General features: G+C 70.3%; 20 protein-coding genes. 4 read left to right on the top strand and 16 right to left on the bottom strand.

Annotated elements, in window-relative coordinates; all coding sequences use genetic code 11:
- Positions 1-236: 236 nt before the first annotated feature.
- The 11 genes from manA to ACFQ4H_RS10945 all read right to left on the bottom strand — a co-directional run bounded on the left by manA (position 237) and on the right by ACFQ4H_RS10945 (position 12,570).
- Entirely contained in the window at positions 237-1,463 is a 1,227-nt protein-coding gene (manA, locus tag ACFQ4H_RS10995; protein WP_377569793.1) for a mannose-6-phosphate isomerase, class I, read from the bottom strand.
- 2 nt (positions 1,464-1,465) lie between these two features.
- Complete coding sequence (locus ACFQ4H_RS10990) at positions 1,466-2,419, bottom strand: cation diffusion facilitator family transporter (RefSeq protein WP_377569792.1); 954 nt, start codon at positions 2,417-2,419, stop codon at positions 1,466-1,468.
- A 73-nt stretch (positions 2,420-2,492) separates the two neighbouring features.
- Positions 2,493-3,689 carry an SIS domain-containing protein gene (locus tag ACFQ4H_RS10985; RefSeq protein WP_377569791.1) on the bottom strand — a complete coding sequence of 399 codons (1,197 nt, stop codon included), beginning with the start codon at positions 3,687-3,689 and terminating at the stop codon, positions 2,493-2,495.
- On the bottom strand, positions 3,686-3,874 hold the full coding sequence (locus ACFQ4H_RS10980; protein ID WP_377569932.1) for a Trm112 family protein: 189 nt from the start codon (positions 3,872-3,874) through the stop codon (positions 3,686-3,688). Before ACFQ4H_RS10980 ends, ACFQ4H_RS10985 begins: the two co-directional genes overlap by 4 nt.
- Positions 3,875-3,945: 71 nt before the next feature.
- The gene (locus tag ACFQ4H_RS10975) at positions 3,946-5,355 is read right to left on the bottom strand and encodes a phosphomannomutase/phosphoglucomutase (protein ID WP_377569789.1); all 1,410 of its coding nucleotides are present in this window, start codon (positions 5,353-5,355) and stop codon (positions 3,946-3,948) included.
- A 92-nt stretch (positions 5,356-5,447) separates the two neighbouring features.
- Positions 5,448-6,383 carry a hypothetical protein gene (locus tag ACFQ4H_RS10970; protein WP_377569788.1) on the bottom strand — a complete coding sequence of 312 codons (936 nt, stop codon included), beginning with the start codon at positions 6,381-6,383 and terminating at the stop codon, positions 5,448-5,450.
- Positions 6,384-6,518: 135 nt separating this feature from the next.
- Positions 6,519-7,199: an endonuclease V gene (locus ACFQ4H_RS10965; protein ID WP_377569931.1), complete on the bottom strand. Its 681-nt coding sequence runs from the start codon at positions 7,197-7,199 to the stop codon at positions 6,519-6,521.
- A gap of 107 nt (positions 7,200-7,306) precedes the next feature.
- On the bottom strand, positions 7,307-8,746 hold the full coding sequence (locus ACFQ4H_RS10960) for an aldehyde dehydrogenase family protein (protein ID WP_377569786.1): 1,440 nt from the start codon (positions 8,744-8,746) through the stop codon (positions 7,307-7,309).
- 9 nt (positions 8,747-8,755) lie between these two features.
- Positions 8,756-9,508 (bottom strand): GNAT family N-acetyltransferase, encoded by a 753-nt coding sequence (locus tag ACFQ4H_RS10955; protein ID WP_377569785.1) that lies wholly within the window; start codon positions 9,506-9,508, stop codon positions 8,756-8,758.
- The gene (locus ACFQ4H_RS10950) at positions 9,505-12,072 is read right to left on the bottom strand and encodes a hypothetical protein (RefSeq protein ID WP_377569783.1); all 2,568 of its coding nucleotides are present in this window, start codon (positions 12,070-12,072) and stop codon (positions 9,505-9,507) included. The genes ACFQ4H_RS10955 and ACFQ4H_RS10950 overlap by 4 nt, the downstream gene beginning before the upstream one ends.
- 132 nt (positions 12,073-12,204) lie before the next feature.
- The gene (locus tag ACFQ4H_RS10945) at positions 12,205-12,570 is read right to left on the bottom strand and encodes a DUF3499 domain-containing protein (protein WP_377569781.1); all 366 of its coding nucleotides are present in this window, start codon (positions 12,568-12,570) and stop codon (positions 12,205-12,207) included.
- Between the two features lie 147 nt (positions 12,571-12,717).
- Here ACFQ4H_RS10945 and ACFQ4H_RS10940 point away from each other — a divergent pair, with 147 nt between their 5' ends.
- A complete protein-coding gene (locus ACFQ4H_RS10940) occupies positions 12,718-13,167 on the top strand; it encodes a metallopeptidase family protein (protein ID WP_377569780.1) in 450 nt (149 codons plus the stop codon).
- Between the two features lie 211 nt (positions 13,168-13,378).
- Here ACFQ4H_RS10940 and ACFQ4H_RS10935 read toward each other — a convergent pair whose 3' ends face one another.
- The 3 genes from ACFQ4H_RS10935 to ACFQ4H_RS10925 all read right to left on the bottom strand — a co-directional run bounded on the left by ACFQ4H_RS10935 (position 13,379) and on the right by ACFQ4H_RS10925 (position 17,761).
- Positions 13,379-13,636, bottom strand: a complete 258-nt coding sequence (locus tag ACFQ4H_RS10935) for a WhiB family transcriptional regulator (protein WP_184534144.1) — start codon at positions 13,634-13,636, stop codon at positions 13,379-13,381.
- A 426-nt stretch (positions 13,637-14,062) separates the two neighbouring features.
- Positions 14,063-16,669: a bifunctional FO biosynthesis protein CofGH gene (locus ACFQ4H_RS10930; RefSeq protein WP_377569778.1), complete on the bottom strand. Its 2,607-nt coding sequence runs from the start codon at positions 16,667-16,669 to the stop codon at positions 14,063-14,065.
- A gap of 198 nt (positions 16,670-16,867) precedes the next feature.
- A complete protein-coding gene (locus ACFQ4H_RS10925; RefSeq protein WP_377569777.1) occupies positions 16,868-17,761 on the bottom strand; it encodes a hypothetical protein in 894 nt (297 codons plus the stop codon).
- A 97-nt stretch (positions 17,762-17,858) separates the two neighbouring features.
- Here ACFQ4H_RS10925 and cofD point away from each other — a divergent pair, with 97 nt between their 5' ends.
- Entirely contained in the window at positions 17,859-18,806 is a 948-nt protein-coding gene (cofD, locus tag ACFQ4H_RS10920) for a 2-phospho-L-lactate transferase (protein WP_377569775.1), read from the top strand.
- Positions 18,803-19,927, top strand: coding sequence for a coenzyme F420-0:L-glutamate ligase (locus ACFQ4H_RS10915; RefSeq protein WP_377569773.1), 1,125 nt, complete (start codon positions 18,803-18,805; stop codon positions 19,925-19,927). The genes cofD and ACFQ4H_RS10915 overlap by 4 nt, the downstream gene beginning before the upstream one ends.
- Positions 19,928-20,059: 132 nt before the next feature.
- Here the strand turns inward: ACFQ4H_RS10915 and ACFQ4H_RS10910 are convergent, their stop codons facing one another.
- Positions 20,060-21,160, bottom strand: coding sequence for a mannose-1-phosphate guanylyltransferase (locus ACFQ4H_RS10910; RefSeq protein WP_377569771.1), 1,101 nt, complete (start codon positions 21,158-21,160; stop codon positions 20,060-20,062).
- Between the two features lie 55 nt (positions 21,161-21,215).
- Positions 21,216-22,361: a glycosyltransferase family 4 protein gene (locus ACFQ4H_RS10905; RefSeq protein ID WP_377569769.1), complete on the bottom strand. Its 1,146-nt coding sequence runs from the start codon at positions 22,359-22,361 to the stop codon at positions 21,216-21,218.
- A 148-nt stretch (positions 22,362-22,509) separates the two neighbouring features.
- On the opposite strand from ACFQ4H_RS10905, the gene ACFQ4H_RS10900 reads away from it, so the two are divergent.
- Positions 22,510-23,211, top strand: coding sequence for a TIGR03089 family protein (locus ACFQ4H_RS10900; RefSeq protein WP_377569767.1), 702 nt, complete (start codon positions 22,510-22,512; stop codon positions 23,209-23,211).
- Positions 23,212-23,214 lie beyond the last annotated feature (3 nt).

Raw genomic sequence — 23,214 nt, 5'->3', positions numbered from 1 at the left:
TTTGGTTCCCCATGCGCCACTTCGACACTTCCACCAAGAGGCTGACCCAACCCCTGTCGAAGTAACGCTATGTACCTACAGATTCACACTGGGTCACCACAGTGTCAAGCGATTCCGGAATATCCGACCTGCACCATTCAGCCGACTCCCCCGGGCGCGTCGACTTCCGGACACGTCGAACTTCCGAACACGTCGAACTTCCGAACACGTCGACTTCCGGCGCGTCGAACGACGGGTCAGCTCAGCCCGACCGACGCCACGTACGCCTCGCCGGCACCGGAGAGCGTCAGCGGACCGCCGTCAGCCGCACCGAACGCGGCCTGCCCCTGGCTGATCGCGATGGTGCCAGCCGCGTCACCGACCTCGATCCGCCCGGCCACGCACAGCACCACCCGTGGACCGGTCGGGGTCAGCCGTACCTGCGACGTAACCTCGTCGAGCCGTACGGAGTGCAGCGCGAAGTCGTCGATCTCTATCGGCCAGGTGACCACGCCCGGCGTCACCGGAACGGAGGCGACCACCGGATCGTCCAGCACCTCGAAACACAGCACCCGCAGCAACTCCGGTACGTCGACGTGCTTGGGGGTCAGCCCGCCCCGCAGCACGTTGTCGCTGGTCGCCATGAGTTCCACACCGGCACCCCGGAGATAGGCGTGCAGGTTTCCGGCCGGCATCCAGATCGCCTCACCGGGGGCGAGGCTGACATGGTTGAGCAGCAGCGCGACCAACACACCCGGATCGGCGGGATACTGGCCGGCCAACTGCCGGGCCAGCGCCGCCTGCGGCGCGAAGTCGCTGGCGACGTCCGCGGTCACCACCGCATCCACCAGCGCTGCCCGGTCCGCCTCCGGCCAGGTCAACAACAGCTGTACGGCCTCCCGCAGCCCCTCCGGCCCGGTACGCAGTGCCGCCACGACCGGGTCGAGGGTCGGCACCCGGAACGCCTCGAAGACATCCGCGGAGACCTTCGGATCGCGGAATCCGCACAACGCCTCGAACGGCGACAGGGCAACCAGCATCTCGGGCTTGTGGTAGGGGTCGACGTAGTTGCGGGGTGGCAGCACCCGGCCCGCCGGGTCCGCCTGTTCGGCCTGTTCGGCCGGTTCGGTCGACGCGGCTCGGGCCTGCTCGGCGGCGTACCCGGCCCGGGCCTGTTCCGAGTTCGGATGCACCTGTAGGGACAGCGGGCGCTCCGCGGCCAGCACCTTCAGCAGGAAGGGCAGTCGGGCACCGAACCGGGCCACCACCTCGTCGCCGAGCCAGCGGCGTGGCTCGGCGGCGAGGAGGTCGATGAGACTCACCGGCTGACCGTTGTGCTCCACGCTGGAGGGCGAACCGGGGTGGGCCCCCAGCCAGAGTTCCGCCTCCGGCCCGTCGCTGGGCACCGGCCGGCCCTGCAACTCGGCGAGGACCGACCGGGAACCCCACGCGTAGTCACGGATCCGGCTGCTCATCGGTTCCACGGTCAACCTCCGGTCGGCACGATCGCGGGTGCGCGGTAGATGTCCGGCTCCAGGTAGATCGACCGGGCGATCGGCACCGCCGTACGGATCCGCGCCTCGATCGCGTTGATGTCCCGGGCCAGGTCCTCGGCCCGTTCGTACGGTTCCACCGCGACCTTGACGGCCACCAGCAGTTCCTCCGGTCCCAGGTGCAGCGTCTTCATGTGGATGATCCGGCTGACCTCCGGGCCGTCGGTGATCGCCTGCTCGATCTTCTGCACCTCCTCCGGTCCGGCACCCTCGCCGAGCAGCAGGCTCTTCGTCTCGATCGCCAGGATCACCGCGATGACGACCAGCAGCAGACCGATCGCTGCGGTACCGGCCGCGTCCCAGTACCCGTTACCGGTGATCAGGGTCATCGTGACACCGAGCAGGGCGAGGACCAGACCGACCAGCGCGCCGAGGTCCTCCAGCAGCACCACCGGCAGTTCCGGAGCCTTGGCCCGACGGATGAACTGCTTCCAGGTGGCCTTGCCCCGGATCGCGTTCGACTCCTTGATCGCGGTATGGAAGGAGAACGACTCCATGATGATCGCGAGTACCAGCACGGTGACCGGGACCCAGTGCCAGCTCTCGATCCCGTGCGGTCCGAGTTCCTGCTGCTCGTGGTACTTGTGGTACGCCTCGTAGAGGGCGAACAGGCCACCGACGCTGAACAGCACGATGGAGACGATGAACGCGTAGATGTAGCGTTCCCGCCCGTACCCGAAGGGGTGCTGCGGGGTGGCCGCCCGGCGGGCCCGACGGCCACCGACCAGCAGCAGTGCCTGGTTGCCCGAGTCGGCAACCGAGTGGATCGCCTCCGCCAACATCGACGACGAGGCGGTCAGCGCGAACGCGATGAACTTCGTGACGGCGATGCCCAGGTTGGCCATCAGCGCGGCGATGATCGCCTTGGTGCCTCCACCGGCGCTCATGTCAGCGCTCCTGCCCGCCGCACGCCGTCGGGCAGCACCGCCGCCAGGTCGGCGATGCGCTCGCTACGCTCGCTCACGGATTCGACAACTCCTTCATCTCGGTTACAGCGGGTACGGCCATCGGGTCGAGCCCGTGGGCCAGGGCGAGGTAGATCGAAGCGAAGTCGGGTACGGCGATCAGCGAAGCCAGCCGCTCCAGGGCTGATCCGCCCTCGGCGGTGACCACGTCGCAACGCACCCCACGCCGCTCGGCGAGGGTCTGCACCGCATCGGCCCGCCGCTCCTCGACCGCCAGCGGTTCGTCGGTGTCCTCGTCGGCGTTGAGGCCACCGTCGCGCAACAGCACCACGCGCAGCCGGGTGGCCTCCACCAACTCGTCGTCCGGGTCGGCGAAGATGTCCCGGCTCGACTCGGCCAGCCCACCGAAGACACCGTCGAGCAGCCCCACCCGGCCACGGCCCGCCTCGCCGAGCGCACCGCCGACCACCGGGTAGCGGGCGTTGGCCGACAGGGTGTCACCGAACCGGCGGGCGGCGACGGTGGCCAGCGGCGACGATCCCCAGACGATCGGAATCGAGCCGGCCAGACCGAGGGCCAGCGACTTGGCCGGGTTGACGAACGACTCGGCGGTGGGCCGGCAGCGGTCGGCGTCCGCGTCGAGCCGGGCCGCCGTCTCCGCCAGGTCCGCCTCGTTGACCTTGACCAGTCCGAGGGCACGGGCGGCCAGCAGCACGGGAACCGTCAGCGCCCAGAGGCTGGCCCGGGCGGGCGCCCGTCGGGGCACCGGGATGAACGGCGCGCGTACGCCTTCGGCGACCGACTGGAGCTTCGAGTCGGGTGCGCCGATGGCGACCAGTCGGGCACCCCGCCGGGCAGCGGCCTCGGCCGCACCGAGCGCCTCCGGACCCCGCCCCGAGGCGCTGATGGCGATCACCACGTCCGCCGCGCCCACCCAGCCGGGTACCCCGGCGCTCCGGTGCGGGATGACCGGCACCGGGCAGCGCGGCCCGGCGACGGTGGCCAGTACGTCACCGGTACGGGCAGCGGTACCGATGCCGGCGATCACGACCGCCCGGGGGCGTCCCTCGTCGGCCAGCACGGACAGGTTGGCTTCCGCGGTCAGGGCCGCGGACTCACGTACCTGCGCTCCGGCCGAGGCGGTGAAGCGCAGCATGCCGCCCGGGTCGCTCTCGCTCAGTGCAGCCGGGTCGTCGAGCAGCGCCTCGTCGGCGGTACGCCGCCCACGGATGCCTGCCGTCCCCTCCATCACTGTGCCTCCTGCGCGGGGCCAACGCGCGCCTCGTCCAGGAGCAGTACCGGTACGTCGTCGCGGACCTCGAAGATCCGCCCGCATTCGGTGCAGGTCAGGGTCTGCGCCGCTGCGTCGTAGTCGAGCGGTGCGTGGTGCGTGTCCGGGCAGGCGAGAATTTCGAGCAACTGCGGATCCAGGGCCACGGTTGGCGCTCCTTCCACGTGGGCGGACGGAATACTGGCCGGATCGGCGGTGGTCACCGGCGCAGGGGATCTTATCGGCGAACCATGCCGAGCACCTCGTCGCGCAGCGCCACCATCCGCCGCTCGGTGGGTGCCTCGACGTTGAGCCGCAGCAACGGCTCCGTGTTGGAGGCGCGGAGGTTGATCCAGGCCCCGTCGTCGAAGCGCAGGGTCAGTCCGTCGAGTTCGTCGGTCTGCGCGTCCGGGTACGCCTGCCTGACCTCGGCCACCTTCGCCGCCTGGTCCTCGACCGTGGAGTTGATCTCGCCGGAGGCGACGTACCGCTCGAACTCCCGGGCCAACTCGGACAGCGGTCGGTCCTGCCGACCGAGGGCGGCGAGTACGTGCATCGCGGCCAGCATGCCGGTGTCGGCGAACCAGAAGTCCCGGAAGTAGTAGTGCGCGGAGTGCTCACCACCGAAGATCGCGTTGGTCCGGGCCATCTCGGCCTTGATGAACGAGTGGCCGACCCGGCTCCGGACCGGCTGGCCACCGTTCTCCTGGACGATCTCCGGCACTGCGCTGGAGGTGATCAGGTTGTGGATGATGGTGGAGCCCGGGTGCTTGGCCAGTTCCCGTACGGCGACCAGGGCGGTGATCGCCGACGGGGAGACCGGTTCCCCCCGCTCGTCCACCACGAAGCAGCGGTCCGCGTCGCCGTCGAAGGCGAGCCCGAGGTCGGCACCGTGTTCCTTGACCGCCGCCTGGAGGTCGACCAGGTTGGCCGGGTCCAGCGGGTTGGCCTCGTGGTTGGGGAAGGATCCGTCCAGTTCGAAGTAGAGCGGCACGATGGTCAGCGGCAGGGCCGGCAGGACGGCGTCGCCCAGCACCGCCGGCACGGTGAAGCCCCCCATCCCGTTGCCGGCGTCGACGACCACCTTCAGCGGGCGGATCTTCGACAGGTCGACCAGGGTACGCAGGTGGGCGGCGTAGTCGGGGAGCAGTTCCCGACGCTCGGCCGACTGCCCCGGCGCAACGCCGGCCGGCGAACCCGACCCGCCCGGGGCGCCCGACTCGGCCTTGTCCAGCAGGGCCTGGGCGATGTCGCGCAGTTCCGCCAGGCCGCTGTCCTGTCCGATGGGCCGGGCTCCGGCCCGGCACAGCTTGATGCCGTTGTACTGCGCCGGGTTGTGGCTGGCGGTGAACATCGCACCGGGCAGGTCGAGCGCACCGGACGCGTAGTAGAGCATGTCCGTGGAACCGAGTCCGGCCTCGATGACGGCCACGCCCTCGGCCCGGGCCCCGGCGGCGAACGCGGCGGCGAGACCGGGCGACGAGTCCCGCATGTCGTGGGCGATCACGATCGTGTCCCGGCCGTCCGGCGAGGCCGTCAGCAGCTGCGCAAACGCGGCACCCAGCGCCTCGGCGCTGCGCTCGTCCCACTGACCTGGGACAGTCCCGCGAATGTCGTACGCCTTGACGATCAGGGACAAGTCGGACACCAGTCTCGCTCCTCAGCCGTACCGTAGTCAACGGCCTGAGCGTATCGGAGCCACCGACCCTCGCCCCGGCCAAGGCGGGTGCCCGCCGAAGATCAGCGTGGCAGTCTCGGCATGATGGCGGTCGCGTCGCCGCCACCGGACGCCGCCGGTGGCGGCGGGAAGCCAGGGCCCGGCTGCGGCGGATGCCCGGCGCCGGGCTGCGACGGGTAGACCGTGCCCGACTGCGACGGATAGACCGTGCCCGGCTGGCGGGGCCTACCCGGGTAGCCCCCTGGCGAAGGTCCGGCCGGGGCCAGGTCCCGCTCCTCCCGATCGCCTCTGCCGCGCCGCAACAGCACCGTCAACAGGGCTATCCCGATCCCGACCATGACGACGCCGAAGAGCATCGCGATCGTGCCCACGCCGAGACCGCCGTCGTCGTCCTGCTTGGGTGCAGCCGCCGCAGGTGACCCGGTCGGCGCTACCGCCTCCTGCGTCTCCTCCGGGGTCGGGCTGGGCGACTCGGTGGGAGTTGGCGTCGGCGTACGGACCGCACGCGAGATCACCCGGGCGTTGTCGTCGTCCCGGTCGAGCGTGTCCCCGCCGTCGTCGGCGGCCTCACCGATCACCGTGGCCTCACCGGACGGCGCTCCGGGCAGGAACGTCACCCGGAACCGGAGGGAAACGCTCTTACGCTTGCAGAGTTCGGGCCGGCTGGGGGCGGCCGGCTCGCTGACGAGCGCGCCATCGCCACCGCCGGACATCCCCACCGGAATCCACTGTCCGTCGGCCGGCACCTCCACCCGCACCTGGTCGGCGGAGAGGCCGGGCAGCATGATCGCCAACCGGAACCGGACCTGGACGCAGCCGCCGTCCCGACGACTCGCGGTCACGGTCACCGCCGCCGGGGTACCGGCGACGAAACTACCCGGGATCTTGACCTTCACCTTGTCGTCGTCCGCCGCTGCCGGGGCTGCGCCGACGGCCAACAGGCCGGTCAGCAACGCGAAGACCACGGCGAGTCGTGCCACACCGCGCCGTACCCGCATGATCACCTCATCGTCGTCCGGATATGGTCCGGCGGACAGGCTACTCTGTGCGCGCAGAACGCCTGCACCATCGATCAGGCGGATACGGACGACCGCACGTCACCCCCGGTCCCGCGGCTGAGCACGGTCCGCGACTCAGCCCCGGTCCGTGACGACCCCGGCCACCAGGGCCGCCCGACACAGCCGGTCGGCCTGGCGGGTCGTCTCGGGCAGCCGATACTGCGGGCTCAGGGTGAGCACCAGGGAACAGGCATTGTCGAGCGCCATCCCGTGCCCGACGGAGACGAAGACCGGCTTCACGCCATCCCGGGTGCGCACCACCCGCCCGACGGTCTCCGTACCGTCAATCAGCGGGGTCCAGGCGCCCCGCTGCCGGGCCGGCGGCTCCCAACTGCCGACCAGCGGTGTCTTACCCACCCCGATCGCCGGTCGACCGGTCAGCACCCCCAGATGACAGGCCAGCCCGAACCGACGCGGATGGGCGATCCCGTGCCCGTCGCAGACCAGCACGTCGGGGATGGTCGTGATCCGGTCGAGTGCGTCCAGCAACGTGGGCAGCTCACGGAAGGCGAACAGGCCCGGCACGTAGTCGAACGCGACCCGGCCGACGGCAACCGCCGAGTCGACCACGGTCAGCGTCCGCGTGTCCAGGACGACCACGGCCGCCGCCAGCCGGACACCGTCCTCGGCGTACGCCACGTCCAGGCCGGCGACCGTACGGGGCTCCGCCGGTCCCGGCCCGACCAGGTCGACCAGCGGACGCAACCGATCCTGTACGGCCTCCGCCTCGGCGATGGTGCGCGGGGCGGAGATCAGTCGGTGGGAACCGGGGTCGACAGTCACCCCGACGGGCGGCTGGATGCTCTCCTCGATCACCTGGGGCGTCTCCTGACCGGTTCGTCGTCCGCCAAGGGAAACCTTCCCTACAGTTCGATGTTGGTGAGGACCATGACGCGGGGCTCGGTGTAGTCGTCCATCGCGCTGCGCAGTCCCTCCCGGCCGACCCCGCTGCCCTTCACCCCGCCGTACGGCATCTGCTCGGCGCGGAACGACGGCACGTCTCCCACGATCACGCCGCCGACCTGTAGTACCCGGTGCGCGGTGAACGCCGTCTGGACACTGTGCGTGAACACTCCGGCCTGTAGCCCGTACGCCGAGTCGTTGATCGCGGCGAGGCCCGCCGCATCGTCGGTGACCTGCTCGACGACCAGCACCGGACCGAACACCTCGTCGCTGGCCACTCGGGCGTCGGGTGGCACGTCGGTGAGGACCGTGGGTGGGTAGGACGCGCCGTCCCGCCGACCACCCACCAGGATGTGGGCACCGGCGGTCGCTGCCTCGTCCACCCACTCCTCCACCCGTCGGGCGGCATCCTCGCTGATCAGCGGTCCGACCTCGGTCGCGTCGTCGGACGGGTCACCGACCGGCAGCGCCTCGACGGCGGCGACCAGCCGGGGAAGGAAGCCGTCGTAGAGCCATTCGTGCACGAAGACCCGCTGTACGGCGATGCAGCTCTGCCCGGCCTGGTAGTTGGCGAAGGTGGCGATCCGCTGCGCGGCCCAGGTGAGGTCCGCGTCCGCGGCCCAGTCCTCGCAGATCAACACGGCGGCGTTGCCACCGAGTTCGAGCGTGACGTGTTTGTCCGGCACCGACCGGCGGATGGCCGCGCCGACCGGGCCGGAACCGGTGAACGACACCACCGGCAGGCGGGGGTCCGGGACCAGTTCGGCGGTCCGCTCGTTGGACAGCGGCAGTACGGAGAACATGCCGGGCGGCAGGTCGGTCTCGGCCAGGATCTCCCCCAGCAGCAACGCGGTCAGCGGGGTGGCCGGTGCCGGTTTCACCACGATCGGAGCGCCCACCGCAAGCGCCGGGGCAACCTTGTGGGCGACCAGGTTGAGTGGGAAGTTGAACGGCGCGATGCCGAGTACGGGACCGCGCGGCACCCGGCGCACCAGGGCCAGCCGACCGGCACCCGCCGGATCGGTGTCCAGGCGTTGCAGCTCACCGGAGAAGCGGCGGGCCTCCTCGGCCGCCCAGCGGAACGTGGACACCGCCCGGGTGACCTCGACCCGCGCCCACTTGATCGGCTTGCCGTTCTCGGCCGTGATCAGCCGGGCGATCTCCTCCGCCCGCTCGGCCAGCCGACGGGACACGTGGTCCAGTGCTGCCGCACGGACATGCGCCGGCAGTGCCGCAGCCTCGTCGGTGACCGCGACTGCGGCGGCCACCGCCTGCTCCACCTGCTCCGGACCGGCGTTCGTGGTACGGCCGACCACCCGTCCGTCGTACGGATTCCGGATGGTCACCACATCGTCGGCGCTGGCCGCCCGGCCCGCGACCCAGAACGGAACCTGGTCCACTCCCGCAGCCTAGTCCGACCCCGGGGCACGATTGTCCGGTCGTGGCCAACCGGTGGGCTGGGACACCTCGACCTTGGCGTACTCGGTGACCGGCCAGGTCGGCACGCCCCCAGGGAGGTCCAACGCCCGCCAGAGGGCGGCGGTCTGGCTGTCCGTGGCGACCCGCCCCTCGGACTCCTGAAGGTATTCGGTGAGGAACGTCCGCAGCCGCGACGCGTCCACGGTGTCCGCGCCGCCGGTGCCGGCCAACTCCGGATCGACCCAGAGCGCCAGCAGCAGCATGCCGGACACCCTCGACAAGCCCGGACCGAGTGCTGGTTGGAAGTAGGGCAGATCGAGCACTCGGGCACCGTGCCGCCCGTAGAACCGCAGCCGCGCCACCGGGTCGCCGTGCGCGTGGTTGCCGGCATGGTAGCCCGGGTGTTCCACCTCGGCCAGAATCAGGCAGGGCTGGTAACGCTCCCGCCACTGCTCGACAAGGGTGGCCAGCAATCGGGTGCCAATCCCGGTCCCACGACCGTCGGACGTGACCGCCAGGTAGCTCAACAGCATCGTCCGGGACGACTGCGACCAGTCGCCGACGGCGGCACCGAGAATTCGGCCGTCGTCGGCCAGCACGGCCGAGGCCTGAGTCGTCCCACTGGCCACGTCCCGGCGCAGATCCTCCAACGAGACCAGTTCGTCCGGCGGGAACGCCGGCTCCAGCACCTCGGTGTAGATCCGGCTCAGGGTCCGCCCAGCAGCGGCATCGACTATCCTCACTTGACATTCCCCTCCATCACCGAGCCGTGTATCGGGGCTCGACGTCGCCGTTGTCGCTCGCGCACCCGTTCGATACTGCCTGGATGCTGTCGGTGCAGGATCCAGGCCACGATAAGGGCCGCCAAGACCACCACCACGACCAGGACAATCGCGGCAAGTTTCCGCAGATCAAATCCAGCCTGAACGATCTGCATCACACCAGAGAAACCCACTGCGGCGATGGCACCCGACAACACGTTGATGCGGTGCTGGTTGGTTCGATCCCGCCGCTCCTGCCGGGCCGCCTCGTCCTTCTCCCGCAGCGCCCGTTCCCGCTCCTCCTGCGCCACCCGCTCCCGCTCGATCTGTGCCAGCCGGGCCTGCTCCTCACGGACCATCCGGGTCAGCGCGTCGTTGCGTTCCTGCTGCCGGCGTACGGAGGCATCCACCAGATCACCGATGCGGTCCCCGAGCACCTTGTCGATCATGCCCTCGAACTCGCTCCGCAGGGTGTCGAACTTCGCCGCCGCGAGTAGCCGGTCGATGATCAGCCGCGCGAATGGCGAGGTCATCAGCGACGGCGAGGTAACGAACATCAGGCTGAGCCGGCTCGCCATGACGAACCGGTGCAGCCGGAGGTGGCGCGCCTCGAGGGCACCCTGCATCTCGATCAGTTCCTGGGTGACACGCTCGTACTCGGCCGACTGCGGATTCGCCGGATCGGGCATCGTCCCGCGCTGCTCCAGCCGTACGATCATCATCGCCAGATCGGCTTGGAGGTGTTCGTAGTACTCGGCAATCTGGTCCTGCCAGCCGGCGAACATGCCCTCCAACGCGGCCACGAACTCGGCCGCTTCCTGCGCGGCGTTGACCGTGTATTCCGGACTGGCCGGGACCACCATCAGCGTGCTGTTGCAGGTACGCACCATCAGGTCGCCAACGAAGCCGGGCACGTCCACGGCGGGCAGCGTCGGGACCTCGACCGGATAGCGGAGCCACTCGGCCAGCGCACTGAGCCCGTGCCGGACCGGATGGCACATCGGTTGCGCCCCAACCGCCGTCGTCATTTCCAATGCCTCAACCGGCGTACGGCTGCCGTCGGGGGCCACCAGCGCGGCCCGATCCACCAAGACCAGAACGTGGTACATGCCCGGCCGGCTGCTGTGCCGGACCTGCCGACCGCTGTGCCGGGCCAGCTCGGCCGACACGTCACCGGTCACCTCGGTGGCGAGGTCGGCGAGACGGGACCAGACCTTCCCCGGTTCTGCGTCGCCGTCGACCGGTCGCAGCGGCGCGCCGAGCTGGACCAGGTCGCCGAACTCCGGCGCGACCCGCGTCATGGCCGCATACACCTGCTGCGGTATCGCCTCGGACAGCTCGCACTCCAGCCGGAGGTAGTGGTTACCGAGTTCCGACAGGCGCAGCTGGACGCTGAAGGTGATCGGATCCTGGTCAGGCTGATCGGGGTCGACCAGCTCGACGTCCGGCAGGGTCACCGCCATCCCCCGGTACTGCCGACCGAGCGGGTCGGAGCCCTTCCACATGTCATCGATCGGGAGTTCCGCCGCCACCAGGGCATCCGGGTGGGTGGCGATGTCCCAGCCGGCGATCCGCCACCGGTCCGCCGTCTGACGAGCCACCTCGACCATCCGTACGGCGAACGCGGCCGAATCCTCGTCCGGGCCGGCCCCCTCCGAGCCGGAACTCTCCGAGCCAGAACCGGGTAGCACCGGCCGCAGGTCCTCGTACAGCCCAAACGGATAGAGGTAGACGAACCTAGCCTGCTCCAGCAGGAGCCACGGCTGGTCGGCCACCTCGATCAGCGCCTCCACGCTGTAGCGGTGGGCGCGCAGCTCGCTGCGTGGGATGCCGTCCGGGAAGAACTCCTCGGCCGTCCGTAGCGCCTCGACCGCCCCGGCCAGGTCGCTACCGCCGACGGCAAAGTGATCGTGTACGGCCTGCGCGGCGCGCGCCTGCGCGGCGTAGTGGACGTAGTCTCTGTGTGCCCCGGCCGCCACCGCCTCGGCGATCGGCGACGGTTTGAGCCGGTCTGCGGCAGCTACCACCTCCTCGGCCCGAGTCGCCGTCTCAGCGGCGCTCCTGGCCCAGGTGGCCAGAGTGCTGCAGGACCCAGCATTGAAGGTGGCCATCTCGCTGTCGAGCAGATCGAGCATCCGCACGGTCAGCATGGTCAGTTCCGCATCGACGGCCGTCCCGGTGGCGACGATGCCGGTCCAGGTACGGACCGCGAAGCGCATGGTGTCCAGGATTGGGGCAACGTCCCAGGCCCGCTCCCACGCCTGGTCACAAAGGCACTTCAGATAGAGCACCAAACGGGGGGCGGCATCCGGGACGCGCGCCGCCGCCGTCAACGCCCGGTCGAGCGTGGCCAGGATCAGTCCGTGCAGATCTTGGTCGTTCTCCTCGGCGTTCCAGACCGCTATCCGGTCCAGCAGCCCGAAGTCGGCTTCGGTCAGGGGCCCACCGGCCTGACACAGCTGTCGGGTGAGCCAACGCCGGATCGGGCGGCCGTCATCTTCCGCCAGCGCGGCCAACTGGTCAGCAAGGCCTGGTTCTTCGTGCACTGTGGACTCCCGGGGATCGACGGCGTCGAACGTCCACTCGAACTATCGCGGATCCGGTCAACAGCAAGGAAGGGCCCTTGTTGTCACTTTCGCCCGGGAACGGGCCCTTTCTCGCAGCTGGTCCAAGCCCGATCAGCGCGAGGGTGGTATCACCCGCAGATGCCCCCTACGCCCGGTCTGCTGCCCGGAGTGCGAATCGGGGGCAGCCTCCTCGTGGCGTTGCACCGGGCGGGCCGCCTCACGTACCGCCTCAGCGAGAGCCACCAGGTCGTCGGTGCTCGGCGGCGGTGGCTGGAACTCACCCTCGTGCCGGACCACCTCCCACCCCCGGGGGGCGGTGAGATTGCGGGCGTGCGGCTCGCACAGGTCGTAGGTGTGCGGCTCAGCGAAGGCCGCCAGGGGCCCGACCACGGCTGTCGACTCGTTGTAGACATAGGTCAACGTAGCGACGGCTTGTCGGGGGCAGCCGTTGCGGGAGCAACGCCGGGTTGACCTCACGGCGGCACGGTATCTCCCTTACCGGCTTCAACACGCCGCTTGCGGATCCGACACGCCGACGACAGAGATCACAATTCGGCCGACCCCGCTCGACACGAGCGAATCCGTGGGCCGACACCTCCCTGGCAGGAGGCTACCCTGGTGCTCATGACCAGTCCGGAGAATCGCCGGCCAGGCCCCGGACGCCGTAACCACCGGGACCGCCACGGGCGTGGCCTACGCGGCCGACTCGTACCCGCAACCGTGCCATTGGCCCGTACGAAGGCGGAGATCTTCGACGACCTGGTGCTGGACACCGTCGAGACCCTGGAACGGCGATTCGCCAGGGAGCTGACCGGAGTCGAGTTCGCCGTCGAGGACGTACCGCCGGACCTCAACGTCTACGACTCGGACGTGCTGGAAGACGGCGAGGTCCCACTGGCCCGGCTACTGCCCGGCCGACCGGGTCGCCACGATTCGCCCCCACGAATCGTGCTCTACCGCCGGCCGCTGGAGTTCCGGGCGATGGACCGCGACGATCTGGCCGATCTGGTCCACGACGTCCTCATCGAGCAGGTGGCCAATCTGCTCGGAATCGATCCCGACGAACTGGCCTGAGCCGGCGACCCTGGCTCGGGAGCCGACGAGTTGACCCGAGCCGGCGAACCCTGGTCCGAGCCGGTGAACCCTGGCCCTGGCCGACGGGCGCGCCTGGGCCCGGGAGCCGCTGCGGGCAGACCCGGGCCTGGCAGGCGAACCTGGGCCGGAACGCTCAGGCGACCAGCAACCCCCGCTGCTGCCCCGCCCTACGCTCCGGTCCGTTGTGAACTCAGGCGGCCCGCCGCTTGAGCTTGCGCCGCTCGCGTTCGGACAGCCCACCCCAGATGCCGAACCGTTCGTCGTGTCCAAGGGCATATTCCAGGCACTCGGCCTTGACCTCACAGCGAGAGCAGATCCGCTTCGCCTCGCGGGTCGAACCGCCCTTCTCCGGGAAGAACGCCTCCGGATCAGTCTGCGAGCACAGGGCCCGCTCCTGCCATTCCGGCGCATTCCCGAGCAGGTCGGCCACCTCGAGTCGGCCGTCCATCAGATGCCTCCTTATCGCGCATCGACGCCAAAGCGTCGCTGCAACCCCCCACGCGGAAGGCGTGTTTTTGTCCGTCCGGTGGCAATTTGATGCGCTCCGTTCGAACGACCCCATCGAAATTACACGCGTGTAATGCGTGCGTCGTCAAGCCGAACCGTGGTACATGGGGTCACCCTCGCGGCGCGCCCGGAACGACTCGGAAGAGCCGTCCAGCCTCGCAACCTGCCCTATCGATTCAGACCCGGCAGGGGTAACGCCCACCCCGGCGAGTTGCCACAGAATGCGGCGTGGCGGACACCCGACACGCCGCTTTCGGCATGCCGGTCCGGCACCGCATCCTCGCTGGTCCAGCCCCGCATCCTCACCGGTCCCGACCACGGTCACGGCCGGGTTCGACCCGGTCCGCCGAACACCGTGGCCGTACGGTCAGCCGGTGTGTCCGTACGCCGTGGTCCGGCGGCGCGCAGGCCGTCCAGCAGCTGCCGCGATCCGCTCCAACTGCTCCGGGGTACGTGCCGAACCGTTGCCGGAACCGGCCATCCGGGAGATCGTCTCCTCCATCAGGGTGCCGCCCAGGTCGTTGCACCCGCCGCGCAGCATCTCGACCGTGCCCTCGTCACCGAGTTTGACCCAGGAGCACTGGATGTTGGCGATGCGCCCGTGCAGCAGCAGCCGGGCCATGGCGTGCACGACCCGGTTCTCCCGCCAGGTCGGCCCCGGACGGGCGATACCGGCAAGGTAGATCGGCGCGTTGGTATGTACGAAGGGCAGCGCGACGAACTCGGTGAACCCGCCGGTACGGTCCTGGACGTCGGCCAGCACCCGGAAATGCCCGAGCCACTGTCCCGGATGGTCGACATGTCCGTACATCATGGTGGAGCTGGACCGGACACCCAGCTCGTGCGCCGTGGTCACCACCTCGACCCAGGTGGCGGCCGGCAGTTTGCCCTTGGTGAGCACCCAGCGCACGTCGTCGTCGAGGATCTCGGCGGCGGTGCCCGGGATCGTGTCCAGGCCAGCGTCGCGCATCAGGGTCAGCCACTCCCGTACCGAAATCCCGGTCTTGGCCGCCGCGGTGACGATCTCCATCGGTGAGAACGCGTGCACGTGCATCCCCGGTACCCGGTCCTTGATCGCCCGTACGAGATCGGCGTACGCGGTCACCGGCAGCTTGGGGTCGATGCCGCCCTGCATGCAGACCTCGGTGGCACCTGCCCGCCAGGCCTCCTCGGCCCGGTCGGCGACCTGCTCGGCGGAGAGCCGGAACGCGTCAGCGTCGCGCTCACGCTGGGCGAAGGCGCAGAACCGGCATCCGACGTAGCAGACGTTCGTGAAGTTGATGTTGCGGTTCACCACGTAGGTGACGTCGTCGCCGACCACGTCCCGACGGACGTCGTCGGCGATCCGGCACAGCCGGTCGAGCGCCACACCGTCGGCGGCGAAGAGCGCCAGCGCTGCTGCTTCGTGCTTCGGGTCGAGCAGCGCCGCCGGATCGTCGGCGGCCAGCCGCAGGCCGGCGCGTACGTCATGATCCAGGGCACCGACGCGCACGGCGGGGTCGACCTGACCGGCTGCCCGGCCATGATCCGCGTGATCGGGAGCGGCCGTTGCCGACACCCCGACGACGCGCGGGAGTTGGTCCCTGATCACGGGGATCTTGGTGGCGAGCTCGGCCCAGTCGCCGTAGACGCTGTCGAAGTCCCCACGCCGGTCGGCGGTACGCCCCGTCGTGTCGATGCTGGCGTGCAGGTCGGTACGGCCACCCGGGACGTACGCGTCGTCCGGCTCCTGCCAGGGGCGGCCCACCGGACGGGCGGCCTCGACGGCCAGCCCGGTCGACGGGTCGGCCAGCGCGGACACGTGCGGGGTCAGCCGGGGATCGAGCCAGGGATCGCCCCGCAGGACGTACCCGGGATAGATGGTCAACCGCTCACGAAGGGTGAACCCGGCGGCAGCCGAACGGCGGGCCAGTTCGTCGATGGCCGGCCAGGGCCGCTCCGGGTTGACGTGGTCGGGCGTGAGTGGGGACACCCCACCCCAGTCGTCGATACCGGCCCGCAGCAGCAGGTGGTGCTCGTCGTCGATCAGGTTCGGCGGTGCCTGGAGCCGGACCCCGGGGCCGAGCAGGATCCGGGCCACCGCCACCGTGGCGGCGAGATCGTGCAGCTCCGCATCGGGCAGTCCGCGCATCGCCGTATCCGGCTTGGCCCGGAAGTTCTGCACGATCACTTCCTGGATGTGGCCGTACTCCCGGTGCGTCCGGCGGATCGCGAAGATCGAGTCGATCCGCTCGGCGGGGGTCTCGCCGATGCCGATGAGGATGCCGGTGGTGAACGGCACGCCTACCCGGCCGGCATCCTCGAGCACCCGCAGGCGTACGGCCGGTTCCTTGTCCGGCGAGCCGTAGTGCGGCCCACCGGGCTCCGACCACAGCCGGGTGGCGGTGGTCTCCAGCATCATGCCCATGCTGGGCGCGACCGGCTTGAGCCGCTGCAACTCGGCCCAGGAGAGCACGCCCGGGTTGAGGTGCGGCAGCAGGCCGGTCTCCTCCAGCACCGCCACCGCGCAGGCCCGCAGGTAGTCCACCGTGGAGTCGTAGCCACGCTCGTCGAGCCACTGTCGGGCCGCCGGCCACCGCTGTTCCGGCCGGTCCCCCAGGGTGAACAGCGCCTCCTTGCATCCCTGCGCCGCGCCCTCGGCGGCGATGGCCACCACCTCGTCCCGGTCGAGGTAGGCGGCGGGCAGTCGGTGCGGCACGGTGGCGAAGGTGCAGTAGTGGCACCGGTCCCGACACAGCCGGGTCAGCGGGATGAAGACCTTCTTGGAGAAGGTGACCACGCCGGCACGGCCGGCATCGCGTAGGCCGGCGTCCCGGATCGCGCCGGCGATCACCAGCAGTTCGTCGAGGAGTTCGCCACGGGCGGCCAGCAGCGCCACGGCTTCGTCGGAATCGACCGCCCGGCCGTCGGCAGCGCGACGAAGCGCTCGTCGAATGCTGGCCGTACTCGGCTGGGAGTCATCGCGTGCAGGCACCCGTGCAGCCTAGGCCGTACCCTCGGCGATTCCTTGCGTTGCAGGTCACATCACAGCGGGAAAAGTGCCGCTGAACGGGCCGGGAAGATGCCGCCGGGCACCTTCCCGGCCCGTGGTTCGACGACCGGGTCGAAGTTGGCGGTCACCACCACCGACGGTCCGGGCTGGACCCTCGGTGGTGGTTACCGGCACGCGTCGTTACTGTCCGGACGGGTTGATGTACTGGGTGCGCTCGCCACCACCGGCCTCACCGGTCGACGGTGGGATCACCTGGGTCGCCTCCGGCATCTGAGGCGCGGCTGCCGGCGGCGCGGACTGCGGGGCTGGCGGCGCGGACTGGGGAGCCGGTGGTGCCGACTGCGGTGCCAGCCCCGGCGCCGGGTACTGGGGAACGTACTGCGTGGCCGAGGCAGCGGCCTGGGAGTCGTACGCCCCGGGCTGGGCCGGTGCGGCCGGCTGACCGTACATGCCCGGTTGGCCGTACGCCTGCGGCTGGCCGTAGGCGGTCGGCTGACCGTACGCCTGGGGCTGGCCGTAACCCTGCGGGTAGCCAGCCGGGTAGCCCTGCTGCGGCTGGCCGTACATCCCCGGCTGCACCTTCGGCTTGGACACGTAGTAGAGGGTGCTGAAGAGCTTGAAGACGGCGAACGCGGCAATCCCGAAAATCGCCAGGAAGCAGATCCGGGAGAGCAGGCCGAAGAAGGCGATTCGGATCTGCCCCTCGTTGAGGCTGATGATCACCCAGCTGAACATGGCGATGATGCCGAAGAGCGCCGACACGGCGTACTCGACGAGCGCGATCATCGTCACCAGCTTGGCCTTGGACACGACCGGCTGGACGTGCGTGGCCAACAGGACCGCCAGCAGCGGCAACCCGATTGCCAGGATCCCGACGAAGTCCGAGAACGCACTTCCGGCACGTCCCTGGAAGGAGTCCCACTCCCCGTCGGGAACCATCATTTCGATCAGCCCGACGAGGAGCATGACGGCGTTCGCGCCGACGAGGACCAACGCGGCGAGTTCGCGTAGCGGCTTCGTTACCTGACTGGCCTGGTTCGCATCGGTCGGTGTGGGCTCGGGTTGGCTGGTCAAGACTCCCCCTGAGTCGATGGCGGACGTTGGCGTCGGAGAGCCTAGTCTGTCAACCCGCCCGAAGCCGACGCACGTCGCATAGGCGAGGATGTTCGACATGCGGATCGTGGTATTGGCCGGGGGCATCGGCGGGGCCCGCTTCCTGGTCGGCGTACGTGCATACGCCCGGGAGGTCGGCGCGGACGTGACCGCCGTCGTGAACGTCGGCGACGATGTCCGGTTGCACGGCCTACAGATCTGTCCCGACCTGGACAGCGTGATGTACACGCTGGGCGGTGGCGCGGATCCGGAACGTGGCTGGGGACGCGTCGGCGAGACCTGGACGGTCAAGGACGAACTGGCGGCGTACGGCGCGGAGCCGACCTGGTTCGGGCTCGGGGACAGGGACATCGCGACCCACCTGGTGCGGACCACGATGCTCAACGCCGGCTACCCGTTGTCGGCGGTGACCGAGGCGCTGTGCACCCGGTGGCAACCGGGGGTACGACTGCTGCCGGCCACCGACGACCGCCTGGAGACCCATGCCGTAACGGATGTGGACGGTCAGCAGCGGGCCATCCACTTCCAGGAGTGGTGGGTACGTCACCGGGGCGCGGTCCCCACCCATCGGTTCGTCTTCGTCGGTGCGGATGCGGCGCGGCCGGCACCCGGCGTGCTCGACGCGCTGGCCGAGGCGGACGTGGTCCTGTTGGCGCCGAGCAACCCGGTGGTGAGCATCGCGCCGATCCTGGCCGTGGCGCAGCTACGCGAGGCTCTCGTCACCAACCGGGCCCCGGTGGTCGGGGTCTCCCCGATCATCAACGGCGCACCGGTACGCGGTATGGCCGACCGTTGCCTGGCCGTGGTCGGTGTGCCGTGTGACGCGGCCGGGGTGGGCGCGCTCTACGGGTCCCGTTCGGCCGGCGGGGTGCTGGACGCCTGGCTCGTCGACAGCACCGACGCGGACACCGAGGTGCCGGGCGTGACCGTGGGCGCGGCTCCGCTCTGGATGACCGATGAGACGACGACAGCCACGATGGTCCGCGCCGCGTTGGAGTTGGTATGAGACTTGAGATCCTGCCGGTTCTCGGCATCGGTGACGTGCTTCCCGGGGACGACCTGGCCGAGTTGATCGCCACCGCCGCGCCCTGGCTACGTGATGGCGACGTACTGGTGGTGACCAGCAAGATCGTCTCAAAGGCCGAGGGGCAACTGGTCGACGTCCCGGCCGATGGGCCGGAACGGGCGGCAGCGCGGGAGGAGATCCTCACCGCGGAGACCGCCCGGCCGGTGGCCAGGCGCGGAGCCACCCGGATCGTGCAGACCCACCACGGCTTCGTGATGGCGTCGGCCGGCATCGACGCATCCAACGTGGACCGGTCGCAGCTGGTCCTGCTGCCCAAGGATCCGGACGCGTCGGCCCGGTCGTTGCGGGCGGCACTGCGGGAACGGCACGGGGCCGACGTGGCCGTCATCGTCTCCGACACCATGGGCCGGCCGTGGCGTAACGGCCTGACCGACGTCGCGCTCGGTGCCGCCGGCATCGGGGCGTTCCGCGACCACCGGGGCGAGGTCGACCCGTACGGCAACGAGTTGCACATCACCCAGATGGCGGTGATCGACGAACTGGCCGGCGCGGGTGAGTTGGTGAAGGGGAAATGCGACCAGGTGCCGGTGGCGGTGGTTCGCGGCTACCCGGGCGTCCCGGTTTCGGACGACGAAGCCGGCGCGGTTCCCCTGATCCGCGATGCCGGGCACGACCTCTTCGCGTTGGGCACGGCGGAGGCGCAGGCAGCCGGGCTGCGGGCGGCGGCCACCCTGGGTGACCTGGGCAGCAACGCCCAACTCCCGGTCGTCGGTGCCACTCCTGAGGATGCCGAGCAGCGGGAGGCCGCCGTCGCCCGGGCGATCGCCACGGTCGCCGGGGTGATCGCGCCCGGCACGGTCTTCACCCCGGTGACGGACGAGGAGGTACGGGTCCGGATCGCCGCCGCGCTGCCGGACTGGCCGGCCACCGCCACCGGCATGATCCGGTGTGGCCTGGCGGCCCGGCTCGATCCGGCCGCGCTGATCCGGTTCGGCACCGACGTACACCGGCTGCGGGCCGCGCTGGCCGCCGAGGGATTGACCTCCGCTCTACTGCCGCCACCCTCCGGTGCGGCCGAGAGCGCCGTGCTGGCCTACTGAACGCCGTAGCCGGCCAACTGAACATCCGTTACGTCACGAACGCCCCGGCTCCTTCCCGAGCCGGGGCGTTCCACACTTCACGGTCCGTACCGACGGTCGGGTACGACCCGTACGTTCAGGGCCGGCCGACGATCAGACGTACGCCTCTTCGCCTCGCTCCTTGAGCTCGTCGACCAGTTTCTTGACCTCCTGGGCGCGGTCGCGCGGACACACCATCACCACGTCCGGGGTGTCCACGATGACCAGGTCCGTCACCCCCAGCGCAGCGACCAGCCGACCCGAGTGCGGCACCACGACCAGGTCGTTGCTGTCCCGCAGCAGGACCCCCGGTTTCGCCGCCCCGGTGTCCCCGGCCAGTACGACGTTGCCCGCGTCGTCGGTGGGGAGCACGTCACCGAGGGTGTGGAAGTCGCCGACGTCGTTCCAACCGAAGTCGCCCGGTACGGTGGCGACCCGGCCAGCGGCGGCAGCCCCCTCCATCACCGCGTAGTCGACCGAGATCTTGGTGAGGGTGGGCCACACGGTGCCCAGTACGTCGTCCCGCTCCGGCGTGCTCCACGCCTGGGCGATGGCCTGCAACCCGGCGTGCAGTGCCGGTTGCTGACGGGCGAGCTCGTCCAGGAACACGTCGACCCGCCAGACGAACATGCTGGCGTTCCACAGGTGCTGCCCGGACTGCAGATAGGCCTGCGCCACGTCGGCCGCCGGCTTCTCCTTGAACTCCTTCACCTGGCGGAGCGGACCGGAGCCGATCAGGTCGCCGCACTCGAGGTAGCCGTATCCGGTCTCGGCCCGGGTGGGTTTGATCCCGACCGTCATCAGCAGGCCCTGCTCGGCCCCCACCACGGCCTGCCGTACCGTCTCCGCCCACTTCGCCGGGTCACCGATCAGGTGGTCCGCGGCGAACGACCCCATCACTGCCTGCGGCTCCCGCAGAGCGATCACCGAGGCGGCCAGCGCAATCGCCGCGCAGGAGTCCCGTGGCGACGGCTCGACCAGGATGTTCTCCTCCGGCAGGCCGGTCAGCTGGCGGGCGACCGCCGCCACGTGCGCCACGCCGGTGACCACCATGGTCCGGTCCGGGGTGGTCAGCGGCCCGACCCGGTCCACCGTCGCCTGGAGCAGGGACGCGGCGGTTCCGGTGAGCGGGTGGAGGAACTTTGGATGACCGGCACGGGACAGCGGCCACAGACGGGTACCGCTGCCGCCCGCCGGGATGACGGCGAAGAACATCAGCACATCATGCCCGAACCGTCAGTTTCGCCACGCTCGGTTACGCCCGGCCCGGTCAGGCACGCGCCCGGCTCCAGGCGGCGATGTGCACCTCTGCGCTGGACTCCCAGGTGAATTCCTTGGCCCGGTCGAAGCCTGCCTTCGCCAACGTCAATCGGCGTGTCTCGTCGTCCAGCAACGCCGCGAGATCGATGCCGATCTGGGTCGGGTCCTCACTGGTGTAGGCGACCGCATCCCCACCGACCTCGGGCAGGGAGAGCCGGGGCGTGGTGAGCACCGGGGCCGCGCAGGCCATCGCCTCCAGGATCGGCAGACCGAACCCCTCCCCGTACGACGGGTAGGCGGCCACCAGCGCTCCGCCCAGGAAACCGGGAAGGTCGGCGTAGCGCAGATAGCCCGGACGCAGCAGCCGCAGGTGGGCCGGTACGTCGGCGACGGCACGGTCAATCTCGTCGTCGTGTCCCTGGCCACCGGCGATCACCAGGGCCGGCGGGTTGGGCCGGTCCTTGACGGCCAGCACCCAGCCACGGATCAGGTTCGGCACGTTCTTGCGGGGTTCCTTCGCGCCGAGGAACGCCACGTAGCTGCTGTTGCCCAGACCGAGCCGGGCGCGTACCCGGGCCTTCTCCTCCTCGGTGGGCGCGTGGAACGCGTCCTGGTCCACCCCGTGGTAGGCCACGTCGATGCGGGTCGGGTCGGCATCCAGCAGCCGGATCAGCTCGTCGCGGGTGGCCTTGCTGGGGACGATCACCCGGTCGGCACGCCGCATCGACGTCTTGATCGCGCTACGGAAGAAGGTGCGCCGGGACTTGTCGTAGTGCTCCGGCTCGGTGAAGAAGGTGGCGTCGTGCACGGTCACCGTCACCGGGCACCCGGCCCGTAACGGGCAGGTGTAGAACGGCGAGTGCAGCACCTGCGCGCCGACCTGCTGGGCCAGCAGTGGCAACCCGGTCTGCTCCCAGGCCAGCCGGGCCGGCCGGTGTGCCACCGCCGCCGGTGCGGCGATCACCTCGGCCGAGGGCAACATCCGCGCATAACGCTCCGTGTCGGTCCGCAGACCGACCACGGCCAACTCCACCGCTGATCCGGAAACCTTGCCCAGCGCGCCGAGCAGGCCGTCGACGTATCGACCGACACCGCCACGGTCGGCCGGGACGCTGGTGGCGTCGATGAGCACGCGGGACGGACGACCGGCGGTCACGGGGCATCTCCTCAACTCGCGGGAATGTGTGGAACAACACTCGCGCCAAGCCTACGCCGCACCGGCGGCCCGGCGTTGACTGCGACCCGACCGTCAGTTGTCTTTCCGGTGGCACCGGCCGGCGATGGCAGAGAGTATCGTGCCCGCGATGGCCGACAACATTGCCCGGATGCTCGCCGCCGCGATCGCACCCGACCCGGGTCGCCCCCTGCTCACCTGGTACGACGACGCCACCGGCGATCGGACCGAACTGTCCGGGGCGACCCTGGACAACTGGGTCGCCAAGACCGCCAACCTGCTCGTCGACGCGGCGGCGGTGGCCCCCGGTGACCGGGCCGGCGTGTCGCTACCGCCGCACTGGCAGTCCGCCGCGGTGCTGCTCGGCTGCTGGTCGGCCGGGATCGAGGTCACCGTCGACCCGACCGAGCCGGTCGACGTGCTGTTCGTCGCGGCCGACCGGATCGACCGGGCCACCGGCTGGTCGGCCGGTGAGCGGTACGCGTTGGCGCTCGCCCCGCTGGCCGCGCCCCTACGCCAGGTGCCCGCCGGTTACGCCGACTACGTGGTGGAGGTACGTGGGCAGGGCGACCACTACACGCCGTACCCGGGTGGTGGCCCGCAGGACGCCGAACTGTGTGCCCGGGCCGCTGTTCGGGCAGTCGCCCTCGGCATCACCGCCGGTGACCGGGTGCTGTTCGACGCGGCCCGGCACCCGGATCCGGTGGACTGGCTGCTGGCCCCGCTGTCGGTCGGGGCCAGCATCGTGCTCTGTGCGCAGCTCGACCCGGACCGGCTGGCCGACCGGGTCGCCACGGAACGGGTGACCGTGGACCTGACCCGGGCCGGCTGACGT

Origin of the sequence: Micromonospora sonneratiae (assembly GCF_042679305.1) — a bacterium.
Classification (GTDB): domain Bacteria; phylum Actinomycetota; class Actinomycetes; order Mycobacteriales; family Micromonosporaceae; genus Micromonospora_H; species Micromonospora_H sonneratiae.
The sequence above is the reverse complement of the archived record's forward strand: the minus strand, read 5'-3'. Positions and strand labels throughout refer to the sequence as shown.

Excerpts from the sequence above, each read along its gene's own strand:
- ACFQ4H_RS10990 (WP_377569792.1), bottom strand. The coding sequence starts at position 2,419 with ATGAGCGCCGGTGGAGGCACCAAGGCGATCATCGCCGCGCTGATGGCC.
- ACFQ4H_RS10970 (WP_377569788.1), bottom strand. The coding sequence starts at position 6,383 with ATGCGGGTACGGCGCGGTGTGGCACGACTCGCCGTGGTCTTCGCGTTG.
- ACFQ4H_RS10940 (WP_377569780.1), top strand. The coding sequence starts at position 12,718 with ATGACCAGTCCGGAGAATCGCCGGCCAGGCCCCGGACGCCGTAACCAC.
- ACFQ4H_RS10935 (WP_184534144.1), bottom strand. The coding sequence starts at position 13,636 with ATGGACGGCCGACTCGAGGTGGCCGACCTGCTCGGGAATGCGCCGGAA.
- cofD (WP_377569775.1), top strand. The coding sequence starts at position 17,859 with ATGCGGATCGTGGTATTGGCCGGGGGCATCGGCGGGGCCCGCTTCCTG.
- ACFQ4H_RS10915 (WP_377569773.1), top strand. The coding sequence starts at position 18,803 with ATGAGACTTGAGATCCTGCCGGTTCTCGGCATCGGTGACGTGCTTCCC.
- ACFQ4H_RS10910 (WP_377569771.1), bottom strand. The coding sequence starts at position 21,160 with ATGTTCTTCGCCGTCATCCCGGCGGGCGGCAGCGGTACCCGTCTGTGG.
- ACFQ4H_RS10900 (WP_377569767.1), top strand. The coding sequence starts at position 22,510 with ATGGCCGACAACATTGCCCGGATGCTCGCCGCCGCGATCGCACCCGAC.